At 67.1% G+C, this 17,636-nt stretch carries 16 protein-coding genes and 2 tRNA genes; 7 read left to right on the top strand and 11 right to left on the bottom strand.

Annotated features, from left to right (window positions below; genetic code table 11):
• Positions 1-22 precede the first annotated feature (22 nt).
• Positions 23-96, bottom strand: a tRNA-Gly gene (locus NED98_RS09665).
• A 281-nt stretch (positions 97-377) separates the two neighbouring features.
• Here NED98_RS09665 and NED98_RS09660 point away from each other — a divergent pair.
• Complete coding sequence (locus NED98_RS09660; RefSeq protein WP_265312845.1) at positions 378-1,514, top strand: epoxide hydrolase family protein; 1,137 nt, start codon at positions 378-380, stop codon at positions 1,512-1,514.
• Positions 1,515-1,538: 24 nt separating this feature from the next.
• Here NED98_RS09660 and NED98_RS09655 read toward each other — a convergent pair.
• Positions 1,539-1,624, bottom strand: a tRNA-Tyr gene (locus NED98_RS09655).
• Between the two features lie 183 nt (positions 1,625-1,807).
• Here NED98_RS09655 and rlmB point away from each other — a divergent pair.
• On the top strand, positions 1,808-2,554 hold the full coding sequence (gene rlmB / locus NED98_RS09650) for a 23S rRNA (guanosine(2251)-2'-O)-methyltransferase RlmB (protein WP_179511391.1): 747 nt from the start codon (positions 1,808-1,810) through the stop codon (positions 2,552-2,554).
• A gap of 273 nt (positions 2,555-2,827) precedes the next feature.
• Here rlmB and NED98_RS09645 read toward each other — a convergent pair whose 3' ends face one another.
• On the bottom strand, positions 2,828-3,145 hold the full coding sequence (locus NED98_RS09645; RefSeq protein ID WP_179511392.1) for a 2Fe-2S iron-sulfur cluster-binding family protein: 318 nt from the start codon (positions 3,143-3,145) through the stop codon (positions 2,828-2,830).
• Between the two features lie 66 nt (positions 3,146-3,211).
• On the opposite strand from NED98_RS09645, the gene NED98_RS09640 reads away from it, so the two are divergent.
• The gene (locus NED98_RS09640) at positions 3,212-3,841 is read left to right on the top strand and encodes a DNA-3-methyladenine glycosylase family protein (protein WP_265312844.1); all 630 of its coding nucleotides are present in this window, start codon (positions 3,212-3,214) and stop codon (positions 3,839-3,841) included.
• A 79-nt stretch (positions 3,842-3,920) separates the two neighbouring features.
• On the opposite strand, the gene NED98_RS09635 is transcribed toward NED98_RS09640, so the two are convergent.
• A complete protein-coding gene (locus NED98_RS09635; protein ID WP_265312843.1) occupies positions 3,921-4,343 on the bottom strand; it encodes a DUF2147 domain-containing protein in 423 nt (140 codons plus the stop codon).
• 201 nt (positions 4,344-4,544) lie between these two features.
• On the opposite strand from NED98_RS09635, the gene NED98_RS09630 reads away from it, so the two are divergent.
• The gene (locus tag NED98_RS09630; RefSeq protein ID WP_265312842.1) at positions 4,545-5,858 is read left to right on the top strand and encodes an Nramp family divalent metal transporter; all 1,314 of its coding nucleotides are present in this window, start codon (positions 4,545-4,547) and stop codon (positions 5,856-5,858) included.
• Between the two features lie 104 nt (positions 5,859-5,962).
• Here the strand turns inward: NED98_RS09630 and NED98_RS09625 are convergent, their stop codons facing one another.
• From NED98_RS09625 to NED98_RS09615, 3 genes are all read right to left on the bottom strand, one after another.
• Positions 5,963-6,742: a tyrosine-protein phosphatase gene (locus tag NED98_RS09625; RefSeq protein WP_265312841.1), complete on the bottom strand. Its 780-nt coding sequence runs from the start codon at positions 6,740-6,742 to the stop codon at positions 5,963-5,965.
• A 67-nt stretch (positions 6,743-6,809) separates the two neighbouring features.
• Complete coding sequence (locus NED98_RS09620) at positions 6,810-7,523, bottom strand: hypothetical protein (protein ID WP_265312840.1); 714 nt, start codon at positions 7,521-7,523, stop codon at positions 6,810-6,812.
• Positions 7,520-8,731 (bottom strand): toxic anion resistance protein, encoded by a 1,212-nt coding sequence (locus tag NED98_RS09615; RefSeq protein WP_179511399.1) that lies wholly within the window; start codon positions 8,729-8,731, stop codon positions 7,520-7,522. The genes NED98_RS09620 and NED98_RS09615 overlap by 4 nt, the downstream gene beginning before the upstream one ends.
• 181 nt (positions 8,732-8,912) lie before the next feature.
• On the opposite strand from NED98_RS09615, the gene typA reads away from it, so the two are divergent.
• Positions 8,913-10,733, top strand: a complete 1,821-nt coding sequence (typA, locus tag NED98_RS09610; RefSeq protein WP_179511400.1) for a translational GTPase TypA — start codon at positions 8,913-8,915, stop codon at positions 10,731-10,733.
• Positions 10,734-10,911: 178 nt separating this feature from the next.
• On the opposite strand, the gene NED98_RS09605 is transcribed toward typA, so the two are convergent.
• Together NED98_RS09605 and NED98_RS09600 are read right to left on the bottom strand one after the other, a co-directional pair.
• Entirely contained in the window at positions 10,912-13,242 is a 2,331-nt protein-coding gene (locus NED98_RS09605; protein ID WP_432423311.1) for a TonB-dependent receptor, read from the bottom strand.
• A gap of 200 nt (positions 13,243-13,442) precedes the next feature.
• On the bottom strand, positions 13,443-13,844 hold the full coding sequence (locus NED98_RS09600; protein ID WP_265312839.1) for an EVE domain-containing protein: 402 nt from the start codon (positions 13,842-13,844) through the stop codon (positions 13,443-13,445).
• 129 nt (positions 13,845-13,973) lie between these two features.
• Here NED98_RS09600 and NED98_RS09595 point away from each other — a divergent pair, with 129 nt between their 5' ends.
• Together NED98_RS09595 and NED98_RS09590 are read left to right on the top strand one after the other, a co-directional pair.
• Positions 13,974-14,312, top strand: a complete 339-nt coding sequence (locus NED98_RS09595) for a hypothetical protein (RefSeq protein WP_179511402.1) — start codon at positions 13,974-13,976, stop codon at positions 14,310-14,312.
• A gap of 156 nt (positions 14,313-14,468) precedes the next feature.
• A complete protein-coding gene (locus tag NED98_RS09590) occupies positions 14,469-14,732 on the top strand; it encodes a DUF3297 family protein (RefSeq protein WP_179511403.1) in 264 nt (87 codons plus the stop codon).
• A 39-nt stretch (positions 14,733-14,771) separates the two neighbouring features.
• On the opposite strand, the gene NED98_RS09585 is transcribed toward NED98_RS09590, so the two are convergent.
• Both NED98_RS09585 and NED98_RS09580 read right to left on the bottom strand, forming a co-directional pair.
• On the bottom strand, positions 14,772-16,628 hold the full coding sequence (locus NED98_RS09585; RefSeq protein WP_179511404.1) for an ABC-F family ATP-binding cassette domain-containing protein: 1,857 nt from the start codon (positions 16,626-16,628) through the stop codon (positions 14,772-14,774).
• A gap of 200 nt (positions 16,629-16,828) precedes the next feature.
• On the bottom strand, positions 16,829-17,632 hold the full coding sequence (locus NED98_RS09580; protein WP_179511405.1) for a LytR/AlgR family response regulator transcription factor: 804 nt from the start codon (positions 17,630-17,632) through the stop codon (positions 16,829-16,831).
• Positions 17,633-17,636: the final 4 nt, after the last annotated feature.

Below are 17,636 nucleotides of genomic sequence, written 5' to 3'. Positions count from 1 at the left end.
GAGGTTTGGCTGGGGGGAGGGGTGGAGCGGGTAACGGGAATCGAACCCGTGTATTCAGCTTGGAAGGCTGCTGCACTACCATTGTGCTATACCCGCATACCGTTGAAAACGCGTGGTTTTCTATGCGGCTCCGGCCGGTATTCCAACTTCATGTCCGTCGGAATGCCAACACGGTGCGGGTGCGAGATAACCAGCGGCGCGCATCGGCGCAAGCCGTGCGCGCGGCTTCGGATCCTTTTTGGAACCTTAACCATAGTCAGGAATTGTGCGTCCGGGACCTGACCCCACCGGTTGCGGCGCACGGAGTTAATCTTCCGGGCGCCGTAGCTTTGTGCGGATCGCATGTTACGCTGCGCTCCCGGTTCACGGAGCGGATCATGAGCGAGGCGATCACCCCCTTCCACCTCGACGTGCCGGAGGCTGCGCTGGACGATCTCCGCGTGCGGCTCGCCAACACCCGCTGGCCCGAGCGCGAGACGGTCGGCGATTGGGGGCAGGGCGTTCCGCTCGATCGCGCGCAGGCGCTGGTCGCGCATTGGCGCGACCGCTACGACTGGCGCGCGTGCGAGGCACGGCTCAACGCGCTGGGGCAATATCGCACGACGATCGACGGCACCGGAATCCATTTCCTCCACGTCCGCTCGCCCGAGCGCGATGCGTTGCCGCTGATCATCACCCACGGCTGGCCGGGATCGGTGGTCGAGTTCCTCAAGGTGATCGGCCCGCTGACCGATCCCGCGGCGCACGGCGGGGATCCGCGCGATGCCTTCCACATCGTCGCGCCGTCGCTCCCCGGCTACGCCTTTTCCGACCGCCCGGCGGATCGCTGGCCGGTGCCGCGCATCGCGGCGGCGTGGATCACCCTGATGAAGCGGCTCGGTTACGATCGCTTCGTCGCCCAAGGCGGTGATTGGGGATCGGCGGTCTCCTCGGCGATCGGCGCGAGCGGCGACGCGGCGGTGGCGGGGATCCACGTCAACATGATCGTCGCCCCGCCGACCCCCGAGGACATGGCCGATCCCACCCCCGAGGAGCAGGCGGCGCTCGCGGCGTTCCAGCGCTACATGACCGACGGCAACGGCTATGCCCAGCAGCAGGCGACGCGCCCGCAGACATTGGGCTACGCGCTGGTCGATTCGCCCGCGGGGCAGGCGGCGTGGATCTTCGAGAAATTCCACGCCTGGACCGATTGCGACGGCGACCCGCTCAATGTGCTGACGCTCGACGAGATCATCGACAATATCATGCTCTACTGGCTGCCCGGCACCGCCGCCTCGGCGGCGCGGCTCTATTGGGAGAGCTTTCGCGATTTCGCCGCGGCGCGGGTCGAGGTGCCGGTGGCGTGCAGCCTGTTTCCCAAGGAGATCTTGCGTGCCTCGCGGCGCTGGGCGGAGCGGCGCTACCCCCATATCGTCCATTGGGGCGAGCCCGCGCGCGGCGGTCATTTCGCGGCGTTCGAGCAACCCGGGCTGTTTGTCGAGGAGGTGCGCGCCGGGTTCCGCCCAATGCGCTGACACGCTGGCCGCCGCAGCGGCTGGTGGTGGAAGGGGCTGGATTCGAACCAGCGTACACTTGCGTGGGCAGATTTACAGTCTGCTGCCTTTAACCACTCGGCCACCCTTCCACAGGGCCGCTTCGTCAAAGCGAGGGCGCCCAATGCCGAAGCAGGCGGGCGGTGTCAACGCGCTCATGTCGATGATGTCGCATTTTGTTCATCATGCGGCGGGCGAGCCGAAAAAACTTGCCGCGCACGCCGCGGCCGATCAAATCGCGGGCATCTGTCCCTTCGTTTGTCCGGAATTGAATGATGGCCCGTCGCAGCCACCGCCCCTCGCAGCCCCCCGGCAGCCGCCCGCGTTTCTGGGGGCGCCATGCCGTCATCGCCGCGCTGGCCAACCCCGAGCGCAACGTGCGCAAATTGTGGGGCACGCGCGAGGCGCTTGCCGCGCTGTCGCTGCCCTCGGTCCTGCCGGTGGTCTATGCCGATGTCGCCGATCTGGGGCGGATGGTGCCCAATGACGCGCCGCATCAGGGGCTGGTGGCGGAAGTCGATCCGCTCGAGGAAATCTGGCTCGGCGACCTGATCGAGCAGGGACGCGACGATCGCCGCCCGCTGGTGGTGCTCGATCAGGTGACCGATCCGCACAATGTCGGCGCGATCCTGCGCTCGGCGGCGGCGTTCGACGCGCTCGGCATCGTCACCCAGGATCGCCACGCGCCGCCCGAATCGGGCGCGCTGGCGCGGGCGGCGTCGGGCGCGCTGGAAACGGTGCCGTGGGTGCGCGTGGTCAATCTGTCGCGCGCGCTCGATGAGATCGCGGAGGCGGGCTTCTGGCGGATCGGGCTGACCGGCCATGCCGCGCTCAATCTCGCCGAGGCGATGGGCGAGGCGCGCGTCGCGATCGTGCTCGGCGCGGAGGGCGAGGGGATGCGGCAGAATACCGAGGCGCATTGCGACCAGCTCGCCAAGCTGCCGATCTCGCCCAAGGTGGAGAGCCTCAACGTCTCCAATGCCGCGGCGATCGCGCTCTATGCGGCGGCGGCGCGGGGCTGAGGCCGGTCGACATTCAGCCGTTCGAGCCTCGCAAACTGTCACCCCGGCCTTGAGCCGGGTCCATCGTGCGGCACGCTCTATGGTAAGAACCTCTTGCTCCGCGCTTGCCTCCCGATGGAGGCCGGGGTGACGGAGGGGGGTGGGCATCCCAGGCGAAATAACTGGATGCCGATCGGCCCTAGCGCGGGCCCGAAACCGGCCCGGCGCGGGCCGGGGCCCGGTCGCTACCGGCCCGATGCTGGACCCCGGCCTGCGCCGGGGCGGTGCGTAGGATCAATCTTCTTCGGCGATTCGCACCTTCATCCCGTCCAGCGCGTCGCTGAACGGAATCTGGCACGACAGGCGCGAGGTTTCGTCGCGGTCGCTCGATGAATCGAGCAGGTCGTTCTCGTCCTCGCTCATCGGCGGCAGTTTGGCCGCAAATTCCGGGTCGACATGGATGTGGCAGGTCGCGCAGCTGCAGCAACCGCCGCACAATGCCAGGATTTCATCGATGCCGCCGTCGCGGATCACTTCCATCACAGACAGGCCTGCCTCGCCGTCCAGCGCGCGTTCTTCCCCATCCCGCGTTACGACGATAAGCTTGGGCATTATGGTCTCCGTGCAAAATCCCATCAGATTCGCATCGCCCCATGCCTGCCTTCGCGCGAGCCTGCAATGGGGCTGAGCGAAGCGCAGCTTCGTTCGGGGATTGATGCACTAGGCGCAATCGAACCGAAATTCGCGGTCGCGGTGGCGCGGGTCGGCTATCCGGCACCGCGCATCCGCGCGCGTGGTTATGTTACTTTGTTGCGCACGATCGTCGGCCAGCAGGTGAGCGTGAAGGCGGCGGACGCGGTGTGGCGCAAGCTGGAGGCTCAGATCGGCGATCCGACCGATCCCGCGGTGATCGCGCGCGCCAGCGACGAGGATCTGCGCGCCTGCGGCTTTTCGCGGCAGAAATCGGGTTATGCGCGCAGCCTGGCGGAGGAGGTGCTGAGCGGCCGGCTCGACCTGGACGCGCTCCCGGCAGCGGACGAGGAGGCGATCGCCAGCCTCACCCGGGTGAAGGGCATCGGGCGCTGGTCGGCCGAAATCTATCTGCTGTTTGCCGAGGGGCGGGCGGATATCTGGCCGGCGGGCGATCTGGCGGTGCAGATCGAGGTCGGGCGCATCCTGGGCCACGAGACGCGGCCGAGCGAGAAGCTGACCCGCGAGCTCGCCGAGGCGTGGCGCCCGCATCGCGGCGCGGCCGCGATCTTCACCTGGCATCATTACGGCGCGGGAATCGACGCGGCGCCGGTGTGAAGGGGACGCCGGTGTGACGGGGCGTGAGACCTCTTCTTGTTCCCCTCCCTTGTTCAAGGGAGGGGAGAAGGAGAGAGCGTTACCGCGCCGGGCGCCAGAGCTGCGTCTGGCAGATAAAGGCGAGGCAACCCTTCACATTGAGCGTGCCGTCGGCGTTACGGCTGACGACCGACTTGAACGTCTTGCCGCGGCGCGGGTCGTAGATTTCGCCGCGCCAGTCGCCGCCCTTGTCGGTGAGGCCGTTGAGGATCTGCATCCCGAGCAGCGGGCGCGTGCGCAGCGCGGGGTCGGGATTCTTCACATCGGTGGTCGAGCCGTTGGGGGTGGGTCGCACGATCGTCGCGAGCTTGCCGCACATCGCCTTGCCGCAGGCGCCGATCGCGACGATGCCCGATCCGTCCTCGGTCAGATAGCGGCCGGCAATCGGATCGGCGGCATGAGCCACTCCCGGCAACGTGAGGAGCAGGGGGGCGATCAGGGCGGGCAGGGTGGGGCGAGTCATGTCGCGAAGATGCCGCCCGTGGCGGCGGTGCACAAGCGGTCTGCGCCGGGGTGGAAGCTCAAGCGATCCCGATTGAGGGCGTGCGCTCCAACGGTCCCTCCCGCATCTTTCGCTCAAAGCGCACGGGCAGCGTGCGGAATATCGGTTAGCCCCCGCAATCGCGGTTGAACCCGCGCGCGCGCTCCCGCATTGAGGCGCGCGATGACGCGGCCCGCCACCGACATGATGCGCTCGCTCCCCGAAAGCCACGGCACGATCGCCGTGCCGCGCGGGGGCGGTTTCTGGCGGCGGCTGCTCGCCTTCATCGGGCCGGGCTGGCTCGTCGCGGTGGGCTATATGGACCCGGGCAACTGGGCGACCGACATCGCCGGTGGGTCGGCGTTCGGCTATACCTTGCTCTCGGTCATCCTGCTTTCCAACCTGATGGCGATCGTGCTGCAGGCGCTGGCGGCGCGGCTCGGGATCGGCGCCGGGCTCGATCTCGCCCAGGCATGCCGCGCCCATTACCGGCGCGGGCCGGCGCTGATCCTGTGGCTATTGTGCGAGATCGCGATCATCGCATGCGATCTCGCCGAGGTGCTCGGCACGGCGATTGCCTTGAAATTGCTGTTCAATATGCCGCTGCTCGTCGGCGTGTGCGTCACCACGCTCGATGTGTTCCTGATCCTCGCGCTGCAGCGTTACGGGTTCCGCCGGCTCGAGGCGTTCATCGCCGCGCTGCTGATCGTCATCGCCGGCTGTTTCGCGTTCGAACTGGCCTGGGCCGGGCCGGACTGGCGCGCCGCGGCGGCCGGGCTGGTGCCGACCGCCGAGATCGTCCGCAATCCGGCGATGCTTTATATCGCGATCGGCATCCTCGGCGCGACGGTGATGCCGCACAATCTCTATCTCCACTCGGCGATCGTCCAGACCCGCGCGTTCGGCGAGAGCGAGCGCGAACGACGCGACGCGATCCGGCTGGCCACGGTCGATTCGACCGTCTCGCTCGGGCTCGCCTTCTTCATCAACGCGGCGATCCTCGTGCTGGCGGCGGCGACCTTCCATGTCGCGGGGCGCACCGGGGTGGCGGAGATCGAGGAGGCGCATCGCCTGCTCGCGCCGATGCTCGGGGTCGGGGCGGCGAGCACGGTGTTCGCGATCGCGCTGCTGGCGAGCGGGCAGAATTCCACCGTTACCGGCACGTTGGCCGGGCAGATCGTGATGGAGGGGTTTCTCGATCTCCGGCTGCCGATGTGGCTCAGGCGGCTGATGACGCGCGCGCTGGCGATCGTCCCGGCGGTCGCGGTGATCGCCTGGGCGGGGGATCGCGGGGCGACCCCGCTGCTGCTGCTCAGCCAGGTGATCCTCAGCCTGCAATTACCCTTTGCGGTGGTGCCGCTGGTCGCCTTTACCGGCAGCGCTAAGGTGATGGGCGCGCATGCCGCGCCGCGTTGGCTGACGGCGCTGGCGTGGGTGATCGCGGCGCTGATCGTGGCGTTGAACGCGATCCTGCTGTGGGGCGTGGCGTTCGGTTAGGAGACGTTCCCTATCCCCGTTCGGGCTGAGCTCATCCAAGCCCTGCACTTTCTTCGAGAGAAAGAAGGGCCGCCGTGCGACAAGCTCAGGGCGAACGGGAGGGGTTAGGCCACCAACCGCGCCGCAATCGCCTGGCGCCGTGCCGCATCGACCCCCAGCACCTCCGCCGCATAGGCCTCGACCCCGCCGTGCCGCTCGTCGATCGCAGCGAAGGCGGTGCGGAGGTAATCCGCCTCGACCGACATCAGCGCGACGATCGCCTCGTCGCTCATCTGCGGGCCGTAGCGTTCGCGGATCGATGCGGCGGCGCTGGCGATGCGGCGCCCGGGGTCGCCGGCGGTGTTGGTGAGCAGATAGTCCGCCATCACATCGTCCGCGTGGACGCCGAGCAGCCGGTGGAGCAGCGCCGCCGCCAGCCCGGTGCGATCCTTGCCGGCGAGGCAATGCAACAGGCTGGCGCCGTCGCGCGTCGCCAGCGCCTCGAAAAAAAGCGTCAGCGAGCGGACCAGGATCGGGCGATAGGGCATCGCGGCATAAAGCCGGGTCATCGCCCCACGCGCTTCGGCAGCGGTGGTGATGCCGCGCCCGGCCTCTTCATGCGGGGCGAGTTCGATCCCGGCGGTCTCGCCCGGCGCGAACAGCACCAGGCCGTCGAAGCCGTCGTGACGCAGGCACGGTGCTAGCGCCCGCTCGCTGTCGCCGCGCAGGTCGATCACGGTGCTAATGCGGAGGTCGGCGAGGCTCGCGAGATCGGCTGCGGTCGCCGCGCCGTGCTGGCCGGAGCGCCACAGCAGACCGGTGCGCAGCCGGCCGACGGGGGTGTCATAGCCGCCATAGTCGCGGAAATTGTGGATGCCCTCGAAGTTCAGCACGCGATCGCTCATGCTGGCCGCGCTAGCCGATCGGACGTCCCCCGTCACCCTGGCTCAAGGCCGGGTGACGGTGCTAGGGTTAACCCTCGTCGCCGCGATATTTGACCTCGAGATAGCGCCCGCGCGTCGCGAGCGAATCGAGGTCGCCCTGCGCCAGTTCTTCGGACATTTGCCCGATCTGGCGCTCGATCAGTTCAAGCCCGTCGGTGAGCTGGCGGTCGGGGGTCTTGCCGTTGCGCGGGGTGCCGCGCAGCTCGCGCGGGACGCGCTGATAATCGCGGACGAATTCGGGCAATTGCTCGCCGACCAGCCGGCGGATTTCGCCGGTCGCGGGGGTCTCTTCGTTCAGCCCGGCGAGCTGCGCGCCGAGCGTATCGAGCCGCACCCCGATCCGGTCGGCCACCGCCACCGCAGGCGCAGGGAGGGCGGCGCGCTGCGAATCGAGCCAGCGCGCGGTCTGCGTCGGCAAGGCGCGGATATCCGCCTGGCGCAGCCGCTCGGGCGCGACCGGCGCGTCGGGCGGCCAGATCGCCAGCGTCACCGTCGCGGCGAGCAGCAGCGCCATCACCGCGGTGGCCCCCATGATGCCGAGCGGGATGATCAGCCCGATCACCACCGCCGCAACGAGGATCGCCGCATCGGCGATCGCGATCCGCGCCAGCCGTTTCCCGAGCCGCTGCACCCCGGAGTCACGCCGCCGGCGCAGCATATAGCCCGCGTCGTAGCGCGCGCCGGTGATCCGCTCGTAGGCAGCGCGCGCGGCGGCGATGGTCTGTTCGGAGGTGTCGCTCACACCGACTCCAGTTTGAAATTATCCTGCGGGGCGCTGAGCTGGCTCTGCGCGGCACCCTCGGCGCGGGCGATATAGCCGCGCGATTTCTCCACTTCGCGGCCCAGCGTGTCGACCGTCGTCTTCATCGAATCGAGCGCCTTCATCTTGAAGGTGTCGATCGCGTCCATCGTGTCATAGATGTTCTGGAAGGCGCGCTGCAGCGTCTCCAGCGGGATGGTCGAGCCCGCGGCCTGCTCGTGGATCGTCGCGGTGTTCGAACGGAGCAACTTGCCGGTCGAATCGATGATATTGGCGGTGGTGGTGTTGAGCTGGGTGATCTGCTCCAGCACCAGCCGCTGGTTGGTCATCGCCTGCGCCACCGTCACCGCGGTGCGCAGCGCCGAGACGGTGGTGGTGGAGGCGCGGTCGACGCCCTTGATCAGCTCGACATTGTTCTTCTTGACCAGATCGAGCGCGAGATAGCCCTGCACCGTCACCGCCATCTGCGTCAGCAGATCCTGCGTGCGCTGGCGGGCGTAGAACAGGGCGGTCTCGCGGATCGCCTTGGCCTTGGCCGGATCGGTCGCGTCAAGCTCGTTGGCCTTATCCTCCAGCTTGGCGTCCATCAGCTTGGAGAGGTGGATCATCTGCTCCAGCCGGCCCATCGCCGACCACAGATTGGCGCGCTCGGTATCGATCGCGGCATTGTCCATCAACAGCTCGTCCTTGCCCGAGGAAAGGCTCCTCAGGATCGAGGCGATATGCGTCTGGCTCGATTTGTAGCTGTCGAAATAATTGCGCATCTTGTTGCCGAACGGGATGATCCCGAACAGCTTCTGCGGCGCGGTGAGATTGCCCTTCCGGCCCGGATCGAGATCCTCGACCACGCGGCGGAGCTGGGCGAGATCCTTGCCGACCCCGCCTTCCTGATCCATCGCGCGCACCGGGCGATCGAGGAAGCGGTTCGACTGGCCGGCGGCGTCGCGGATTTCCTTCGCGCCCATCGCCGTGATCGCATCGACGCGCTTGCCGAATTCGGGCGAATTGGCGTCCTGCGCGACGAGCTGCGCGATGAACTGGTCGACGCGCTCCTCCAGCTTCGACTTGGTGCCGTCGTCGACCGGCACCAGTCCGGCGGCCTGCTCGGTCGCGACGGTCGGGACGGGATCGGGGGGCGTCAGCTTCAGCGCGGGCTCGGCGGCTGTCGTCGTCTCGGGAGTTGTCGCCATCTTTTCCTCCAGCGGTGCCGGCGAGGATGACCCGCCGCCGCCGCATATTCAACTGTATTGCATATGTAACACGCTGGCGGGCGGGTTCAACTGTCAATGAAACCCTAGCCGCAATGCAGCAAATAGGCTATCGGCGCGCGCAACAGGCCGCAGCGCTTTGCGGCCATTCCAGGATTTTCTGATGAATCTGCGCAATATCGCCATCATCGCGCACGTCGATCATGGCAAGACCACCCTGGTGGATCAGCTGTTCCGCCAGTCCGGCACGTTTCGCGACAATCAGCGCGTCGAGGAACGCGCGATGGATTCGAACGATCTCGAAAAGGAACGCGGGATCACCATTCTCGCCAAGCCGACCTCGATCGAATGGCAGGGCACCCGCATCAACATCGTCGACACCCCCGGCCACGCCGATTTCGGCGGCGAGGTGGAGCGCATCCTGTCGATGGTCGACGGGGTGATCCTGCTGGTCGACGCCGCCGAAGGCGCGATGCCGCAGACCAAGTTCGTCACCGGCAAGGCGCTGGCGCTGGGGCTGCGCCCGATCGTGGTGGTCAACAAGATCGACCGGTCGGACGCGCGCGCGCAGGAAGTGCTCGACGAGGTGTTCGACCTGTTCGTCTCGCTCGACGCGACCGACGAGCAGCTCGATTTCCCGGTGCTGTTCGCCTCGGGCCGCAACGGTTACGCCGGGGACAATCCCGACGTGCGCGAAGGGACGCTGGAGCCGCTGTTCCAGAAGATCGTCGGCCATGTCCCGCCGCCCGCGCTCGATGAGGAGGCGCCGTTCAGCTTCCTCGTGACCTTGCTCGACCGCGACAATTTCCTCGGCCGCATCCTCACCGGCCGCGTCCAATCGGGCGTGGTCAAGGTCAACCAGCCGATCCACGCGCTCGATCAGGAGGGCAAGGTGATCGAAACCGGCCGCGCGTCGAAGCTGATGAGCTTCCGCGGGCTGGAACGCGTTCCGGTCGAGGAAGCGCGCGCGGGCGACATCATCAGTCTCGCCGGGCTGGCCGTCGCGACCGTCGCCAATACGATCGCCGATGTCGCGGTCGAGACCCCGATCCAGGCGCAGCCGATCGACCCGCCGACGCTGTCGATGCGCTTCGCGGTCAACGATTCGCCGATGGCCGGGCGCGAGGGCAGCAAGGTCACCAGCCGCATGATCCGCGATCGCCTGTTCCGCGAGGCGGAATCGAACGTCGCGATCAAGGTCACCGAAGCCGCCGACAAGGACAGCTTCGAGGTGGCGGGGCGCGGCGAATTGCAGCTCGGCGTGCTGATCGAGACGATGCGCCGCGAGGGCTTCGAGCTCGGCATCAGCCGCCCGCGCGTGCTGTTCCGCGACGGCGACGCCGGCCGCGAGGAGCCGTATGAGACGGTGGTGATCGACGTCGACGAAGAATTCTCGGGCACGGTCGTCGACAAGATGAACCAGCGCAAGGCCGAGATGACCGATATGCGTCCCTCGGGCGGCGGCAAGACCCGCATCACCTTCTCCGCGCCGAGCCGCGGGCTGATCGGCTATCACGGCGAATTCCTGTCCGACACGCGCGGCACCGGGATCATGAACCGGCTGTTCGAGAAGTACGGGCCGTACAAGGGCCAGATCGACGGCCGCAAGAACGGCGTGCTGATCTCCAACGGCTCGGGCGAGGCCAATGCCTATGCGCTCGGCAGCCTTGAAGAGCGCGGCATCCTGATGGTCGCGCCGGGCGATCCACTCTACGAGGGCATGATCATCGGCGAAAACGCCAAGACGGACGACCTCGAGGTCAATCCGATGAAGGCGAAGCAGCTCACCAACTTCCGCGCCTCGGGCGGCAAGGACGATGCGATCCGGCTGACCCCGCCGAAGCGGATGACGCTGGAACAGGCGATCGCCTATATCGACGACGACGAGATGGTCGAGGTGACCCCGAAGTCGATCCGGCTGCGCAAGCGCCACCTCGATCCGCACGAGCGCAAGCGCGCGGCGCGGTCGAAGGAAGCTGCATAATCCCGGTGCCGTCACCCCGGCGGAAGCCGGGGGCGCGTGCCGCGAGGTGCGCGCTCGCGGCCTGAGATCCTGGCTTTCGCCAGGATGACGGGAAATGAAAAAGGGCGGGACGGCATCAGCCATCCCGCCCTTTTTGTGTTCGGTTAGCGCGGGCCGGCATGCGGCCCGCGCCCTTCGATCAGTTGAACTTGCCCGAGATCGAGACCCCGATGACGCGCGGTTCGTTGAACACCGCCGCCATGTAATTCTCGATCACGCCCTTGAGGTTCTTTTCGTTGGTGATGTTCCGCGCGAAGGCGGCGATCTCATACTTCTTGTCCGGGGTGGTGTAGCCGACCTTCAGACCGAGTTCGAGGTTGCCGTCCGAGTAGAACTCCTTCGTGTGGTACAGCACGAAGTTGGTATAGCCCTGTACGTTCGCATCGGCGTTGACGAAGAAGTTGCCGCCATTGCCCAGCGGGATATCGTAGCGGATCGCGCCGTCGATGTTGAAGGTCGGCGCGTTCGGCAGCGGATTGCCGTTGATCGACGCGAAATAGGTCGTGCCCGTCCCGGTGCCCTTGGTGAAATAGGGATCGAGCACGGTGCAGACCATCACGCCGTTGAGGCTGCAGGTCTGCGCATAGACGCGGCTGTCCTTGATCTTGCTGTGCAGCGCGCTGGCGCCGAGCGTGAAGGTGATGTTGCGGATCGGGCGCCATTCCGCCTCGGCCTCGATGCCATAGGCATTGGCGTGATCGGCGTTGAACAGCACGCCGTTGCCGAACGAGTCATTGCCGTTGAGCTGGATGTTCTTCACCGTATACGCGAAGGCGGTGGCGTTGAAGCGCAGGTTGGCGGTCGGCTGCGACTTGAAGCCCGCTTCATACGACATGATCGTTTCCGAATCCGCCGTGGTGAAGGGGGCGCCGAACACCGCCGAGCGGCCCTGGATCGTCGGGCCACGGAAACCGCGCGCGACGCGGGCGTAGACGTTGAGATCCGGGTTCACTTCGTACAGCGCCGACACGTCCCAGCTCGGCTCCTTGCCGACGAGGCGCACGTCGCGCGGCGCATTCGCCGGGAAGTTCGCGGTCGTGCCGGCGGCGTTGAGCGCGGCCTGCAGCAAGGTGGTGTGCTTGCGATCCTCGGTGTAGCGCGCGCCGCCGGTGAGGGTCAGGTTGCCGATCTTGTAGCTCGCCTGGCCGAACACCGCCCAGGAGGTGTTGACGTCATGCAGCCGCACCCAGTTGTTCGGGTTATAGCCCGCGCTGGTCGGCAGCAGGAAATAGCCGCGCTGGTAGAAATCGGTGATGTCGCGGCTGTCGAAATAGAAGCCGCCGAACTGCCACTTGAACGGGCCGTTACCGTCCGAGGCGAGGCGCAGTTCCTGCGTCCACTGATCGAGCCCGCGCAGATAGCCCTCGCTCTGGCCGAAGCCGTTGGGGTTGCCGTTGAACGGGAAGTTCACCGCCGCGCCGCCGTCGGTATCGCCGCGGCTGTAGCCCGAGCTATGTTCGTAGGCGGTGATCGAGGTCAGCGTCGCGCCGCCGAAATTCCACGCCGCGCGCACCGAGGCGCCCTGCGTCTTGTAGGACTGCACATTGTTGTTCGCCTCGTCATAGGCGACGATATCGCGCGGCTCGGCCTGGACGTTGTTCGAGCCCTTCTTGAGCGCGGCGCGGTGGAACAACGTCGAGGTGCCGTCGTAATCGCGGACATGGCCCGAAACGTCGATTGAGAAAGTGTCGGTCGGGGTGAAGAGGAGCTGCAGGCGCGCGTTGCGGTCGTTGAAGCCGCCCATCACATCCTTGCCGCCCTTGGTGCCGTCGGCGCTCGGGCCGGCGTAATTGTTGCTGACCCAATTGTCGCGATGCTGCCACATGCCCGAGACGCGGAACGCCAGCTTGTCGGCGACGATCGGGCCGCCGATGCCGACATCGGCCGACACGGTGTTGTAGCTGCCCCACGAGGCGGAGCCGCGGCCCTGCCAGTCCATCGTCGGCTTCTGGGTGTCGAACTTGATGATGCCGGCGGTGGTGTTGCGGCCGAACAGCGAGCCCTGCGGGCCACGCAGCACTTCGACCTGCGCGACGTCATAGACCGGGTTCGACTTGAGCACGACATGCTCGAGCACCACGTCGTCCTGGATGATCGACACCGGCTGCGAGGCGCCGAGGTAGAAGTCCACGTTGCCGAGGCCGCGGATGTAGAAGCGCGGGAAGATGCGGCCGGTGGTCGTCTCGATATAGAGGCTGGGCACGCGGCCCGAGAGCGACAGGATGTCCTCGCCCGCCGCCTGGAAGTTGCGCAGATCCGCGCCGCTCACCGCGGCGACCGACACCGGCACTTTCTGCAGATTCTCGCTGCGACGCTCGGCGGTGACGACGATCTCGCCGAGCCCGTCGCCTTCCGGCGCGGCGGCAGGGGTGGGGGCGTCCGCCGTCTGGGCGTGCGCGGGGGCCGCGAAAACAGCAAGGCTGGCGGCCACACCCGCGAGCAGCGCGGGGCGAGTGCGATTGATCGACACGATGATTACCCTTTTTTTGACTTATATCGGTGAGCGAGGCGCGACGCCCGGTGCGGCGAGGGCGCGCGTTTCGGCTCAGCTGGAGTCGATCCGCTCGCATCCCCCGATTCGCGCCAGGTTTGTCCCGCCTGCTGCGATCGGCCGCTAGGCGCAGTTTATGTCCAAATAATGAAACGAAAGTGCGCCGAGACGGGTGGCGGTCAACGGGCCGCCATTGCTTCGATCGTTTTCCATTCGGCATCGCCCACCGGGGAGGCCGAAAGCCGCGACTGGCGCAGCATCTGCAGCCCGGCGAGCGCGGGTTCGGCCTTCATCGCCGCCAGCGTCACCGGATGGGGTAGCGGCGCGATCGGGCGGATCGCGACCGATACCCAATTGCCCTCGTCGCCGTCCTTGCGCGCGGCGCGGGTGATCTCGGCGACGCCCACCGCGGCCTTTTCGCCCCCGCTGTGATAGATCAGCGCGCGATCACCGGGCTGCATAGCGCGCAGGTGGAGCGCGGCGGCATTGTTGCGGACGCCATCCCATTCGGTGCCGCCGTCGCGGACCAGATCGTCCCACGAATAGCTCTCGGGTTCTGATTTGAGCAGCCAATGCGCCATGAGCCTACCTAAACGCGGGGTGAATGCCGTATTCCAGCCTCATTCAGCCCGACTCGGCTAGCAAAAGCAACAAGCTCGCAGCGTCATGCGTTGACACCGCGAGCCGGTTTTGAGTTCTGGAGGTTCGAGATGAGCGGCTTTCTGAAAAAGGCGGGCCTCGGCGTGGCGCTGGCGGCGACGGCATTGACCGTCGCGGCGCCGGCTGACGCGCAGCGCTGGGGCGGGTATCGCCATTACCACCGCGGCGGCGACGCGGCGGGCGCGGCGCTGGTCGGTGGCATCCTTGGCCTCGGCATCGGGGCCGCGATCGCCTCGAGCGACCGCCCGCGTTATTATTATTACGACGCGCCGCCCCCGCCGCCGCCGAGCTATTATTACTACGAACGGCCCTATTATCCGCGCTGCTACACGAGCTGGCGCTGGGATCCTTATTGGGGCCGCGAGGAACCGGTGCGGGTCTGCCGCTAAGGCGCCCGCTTCCGGTCACGCAGGGACGGCGCGGGTAGCCCCCGCGCCGTTTTTGCGTTGATCCGGCGGTGCTGACCGAGGTTTTTTGCTTTTGCGCATTTCCGAAGCGGAAAACCGGTATCCACTTTTCCCGAAAATGCTTTAAGCGCCGCGCCCATGAGCGATACACCTCCCGACCATCTGTCGATCGATCCGCGCAGCCCGCACTTCCACCAGGAAGCGCTGGAGCGCGGCGTCGGCATCCGTTTCAAGGGCGTCGAGCGTAAGGACGTCGAGGAATATTCGATCAGCGAAGGCTGGATCCGCGTCGCGCTCGGCAAGAAAGTCGACCGCCACGGCCGCCCGCTAACGATCAAGCTCTCCGGCCCGGTCGAGGCGTGGTTCGAGCGGCCTGCGGAAGAGGCCGAGGGCGAAGAATAACCTCTAACCCCTCCCCTGAAGGGGAGGGGCTTTTGAGGCTTACGCCTCCTCCAGCGCCTCGCTCGCCTCCAGCCAGCGCGCTTCCGCCGCCTCGATCTTCTCGGTGAGCGACGCGCGGCGCTTCATCAGTTCGGTCATCGTCAGCTTGGCGAGCGCGGCATCAGCCCCGGCGGGATCGAACATCGCGCGGTCGACCGCCGAGCGTTCGGCATTGAACTTCGCCAGCTCGCTCTCGGCATCGCGCGCCGCCTTGCGCCACGCCTTGGCCGCTTCGCGCTTTTCGGCGGCGGCGCGGCGCTCGTCCTTGCGGTTGGGCTTGCCGCCCTCCGCCTTGGGCTCCTTCGCCAGCACCAGCGAAACATAATCGTCGAGGCTGCCGTCGAATTCGCGCGCCGTCCCGCCGTCGACCAGCACCAGCCGGTCGGCGGTCAGCTCGACCATATGCCGATCGTGGCTGACGATCAGCACCGCGCCCTTATAGCCCGCCAGCGCCTGCACCAGCGCCTCGCGCGCGTCGACGTCGAGGTGGTTGGTCGGCTCGTCGAGGATCAGGAGATGCGGCGCATCGCGGGTAATCAGCGCGAGCGCCAGCCGCGCGCGCTCGCCGCCTGACAGCTTGCCGACCTGCGTCGTCGCCTTGTCGCCCGAAAAGCCGAACCGGCCGAGCTGCGCGCGCACCGCCGCCGGGGTCGCGCCGCGCATCACCCGCGTCATATGCGCCAGCGGGGTATCGTCGACGTCGAGCTCTTCCACCTGATATTGGGTGAAATAGCCGACCTTCATCCGCGACGAGGCGGCCATATCCCCCTCCATCGGCGCGAGCTGCGCGGCGATCAGGCGGGCGAGGGTGGTCTTGCCGTTGCCGTTGCGGCCGAGCAGCGCGATGCGATCGTCGGGATCGAGCCGCAGGTTGAGCCGCTTGAGGATCGGCGTTTCGCCATAGCCGACCGCCGCGTGATCGAGCGTGATCAGCGGCGGGCGCAAAGGTTCGGGGTCGGGGAAGTCGAACGCCAGCGTCGGATCGTTGGCGATCTCGGCGATCGGCTGGAGCTTGGCCAGCATCTTGGCGCGGCTCTGCGCCTGTTTGGCGGTCGAGGCGCGGGCCGAGTTGCGCGCGATATAATCCTGCAGCTTGGCGCGCTGCGCATCCTGGTTGGCGCGCGCGGCGGCAAGCTGCGCCATCCGCTCGGCGCGCTGGCGCTCGAACGCGTCATAGCCGCCGACGTAGAGCGTGGTCTTGCCGCCCTGCAGATGCAGGATGTGATCGACGACATTGTTGAGGAAATCGCGCTCGTGGCTGACCACGACGATCGTCGCGCGATAGGATTTGAGGAAATCCTCCAGCCACATCACCGCTTCGAGATCGAGGTGGTTCGAGGGTTCGTCGAGCAGCAGCAGATCGGGCTGCGAGAAGAGCAGCGCCGCGAGCGCGACGCGCATCCGCCACCCGCCCGAGAAGCTGTCGAGCGGGCGCCCCTGCGCCTCCTCGTCGAAGCCGAGCCCGACGAGGATGCGCGCGGCACGCGCCGGGGCGGCGTGGGCGTCGATCGCGATCAGCCGTTCGTGGACTTCGCCGAGCCGCTCGGGATCGGTGACGGTTTCGGCCTCTTCCATCAGCCGCGCGCGCTCGACATCGGCGGCGAGCACCGCCTCGAACGGCGTGGTCTCGCCGGCGGGGGCCTCCTGCGCGATATAGCCGACGCGCGCGCCGCGCGGCATCTCGACCGCGCCGGAATCGGGCTCGAGCATCCCGGCGATCGCCTTCACCAACGTCGATTTGCCCGCGCCGTTGCGGCCGATCAGCCCGACGCGGCTGCCCGGCGGCAGCGCGGCGCTCGCGCCGTCGAGGATCGCACGCCCGCCGAGACGGACGGTGATGGCATTAAGGGTAAGCATCGGGCGCGCCTAGCAGAGCGGGGGCGATGTCGCCAGCGGGGGAGGGGCGTTCTCAGGCACACCCCTCGTCACCCCGGCCTTGAGCCGGGGTCCATCGGGAGGCAGGCGCGGGGCAAGAGGTCCTAGTCGCGGCGCCCGAGGCACGATGGATCCCGGCTCAAGGCCGGGATGACGCAGGTGGGTGAAAAGGCGCGCCGCCCTCAGTGGACGAAGCGCGCCACCACGTCGCGATACGAGCGGCTGACCTTCACCTGCGCACCCGAATCGAGGATCAGGAAGCATTCGCCGTTGGTGTGCGGCTTGACCTGCTTGACGAGATCGAGGTTGACGATCGTCGAGCGGTGGACGCGCTGGAAACGCCGCGGATCGAGCCGCTTTTCCAGATCCTTCATCGTCTCGCGCAGCACGAGCGAATTATCCGCGGTCTTGATCACCATATAGTCGCCGGCTGCCTCGATCAGCTCGATCGTGTCGACATCGACGCGGAAGATCTGCCCGCGATCCTTGATATTGATGAGCTTTTCGAATCGGTTGGCGTTGACGTGATCGCCGTCGCCGGCACCGATCTCGGCCGCCGCCTCGGGAGCGTGTTCGGCCAGCGCCTCCTTCAATTTCTCGGTTTCCTCGGCGCCGCGGCGTTCGGCGAGGCGCTGGCGCACGCGATCGAGCGTGTCGGCGAGCCGGGCTTCCTCGACCGGCTTCATCAGATAATCGACCGCCTGCGCCTCGAAGGCGCGCAAGGCGTGGTCCGAATAGGCAGTGACGAAGACGAACAGCGGCGGCTCCACCTCCATCATCCCCTGGACGACCGAAAAGCCGTCGAATCCGGGCATCTGGATGTCGAGAAAGACGAGATCGGGCTTGTGGGTCTTGATCGCGCTGATCGCTTCGCGCCCGTTCTGGCACTTGGCGATGATCTCGACGTCGTCATGCGTCTGCAGGCGCAACTCGAGCCCCTGGATCGCCAGCGGCTCGTCGTCGACGAGAATGGTGCGGATGGTCATTGCC

This window comes from Sphingomonas lycopersici (genome assembly GCF_026130605.1).
GTDB lineage: Bacteria > Pseudomonadota > Alphaproteobacteria > Sphingomonadales > Sphingomonadaceae > Sphingomonas > Sphingomonas lycopersici.
This window is presented reverse-complemented; position numbering and strand designations above follow the sequence as displayed.

Coding starts and splice junctions, on each gene's coding strand:
- NED98_RS09640 (WP_265312844.1), top strand. CDS start 3,212: ATGGGGCTGAGCGAAGCGCAGCTTCGTTCGGGGATTGATGCACTAGGC.
- NED98_RS09600 (WP_265312839.1), bottom strand. CDS start 13,844: ATGGCGCATTGGCTGCTCAAATCAGAACCCGAGAGCTATTCGTGGGAC.
- NED98_RS09590 (WP_179511403.1), top strand. CDS start 14,469: ATGAGCGATACACCTCCCGACCATCTGTCGATCGATCCGCGCAGCCCG.
- NED98_RS09630 (WP_265312842.1), top strand. CDS start 4,545: ATGACGCGGCCCGCCACCGACATGATGCGCTCGCTCCCCGAAAGCCAC.
- rlmB (WP_179511391.1), top strand. CDS start 1,808: ATGGCCCGTCGCAGCCACCGCCCCTCGCAGCCCCCCGGCAGCCGCCCG.
- typA (WP_179511400.1), top strand. CDS start 8,913: ATGAATCTGCGCAATATCGCCATCATCGCGCACGTCGATCATGGCAAG.
- NED98_RS09635 (WP_265312843.1), bottom strand. CDS start 4,343: ATGACTCGCCCCACCCTGCCCGCCCTGATCGCCCCCCTGCTCCTCACG.
- NED98_RS09660 (WP_265312845.1), top strand. CDS start 378: ATGAGCGAGGCGATCACCCCCTTCCACCTCGACGTGCCGGAGGCTGCG.
- NED98_RS09595 (WP_179511402.1), top strand. CDS start 13,974: ATGAGCGGCTTTCTGAAAAAGGCGGGCCTCGGCGTGGCGCTGGCGGCG.
- NED98_RS09645 (WP_179511392.1), bottom strand. CDS start 3,145: ATGCCCAAGCTTATCGTCGTAACGCGGGATGGGGAAGAACGCGCGCTG.
- NED98_RS09615 (WP_179511399.1), bottom strand. CDS start 8,731: ATGGCGACAACTCCCGAGACGACGACAGCCGCCGAGCCCGCGCTGAAG.
- NED98_RS09585 (WP_179511404.1), bottom strand. CDS start 16,628: ATGCTTACCCTTAATGCCATCACCGTCCGTCTCGGCGGGCGTGCGATC.
- NED98_RS09580 (WP_179511405.1), bottom strand. CDS start 17,632: ATGACCATCCGCACCATTCTCGTCGACGACGAGCCGCTGGCGATCCAG.
- NED98_RS09625 (WP_265312841.1), bottom strand. CDS start 6,742: ATGAGCGATCGCGTGCTGAACTTCGAGGGCATCCACAATTTCCGCGAC.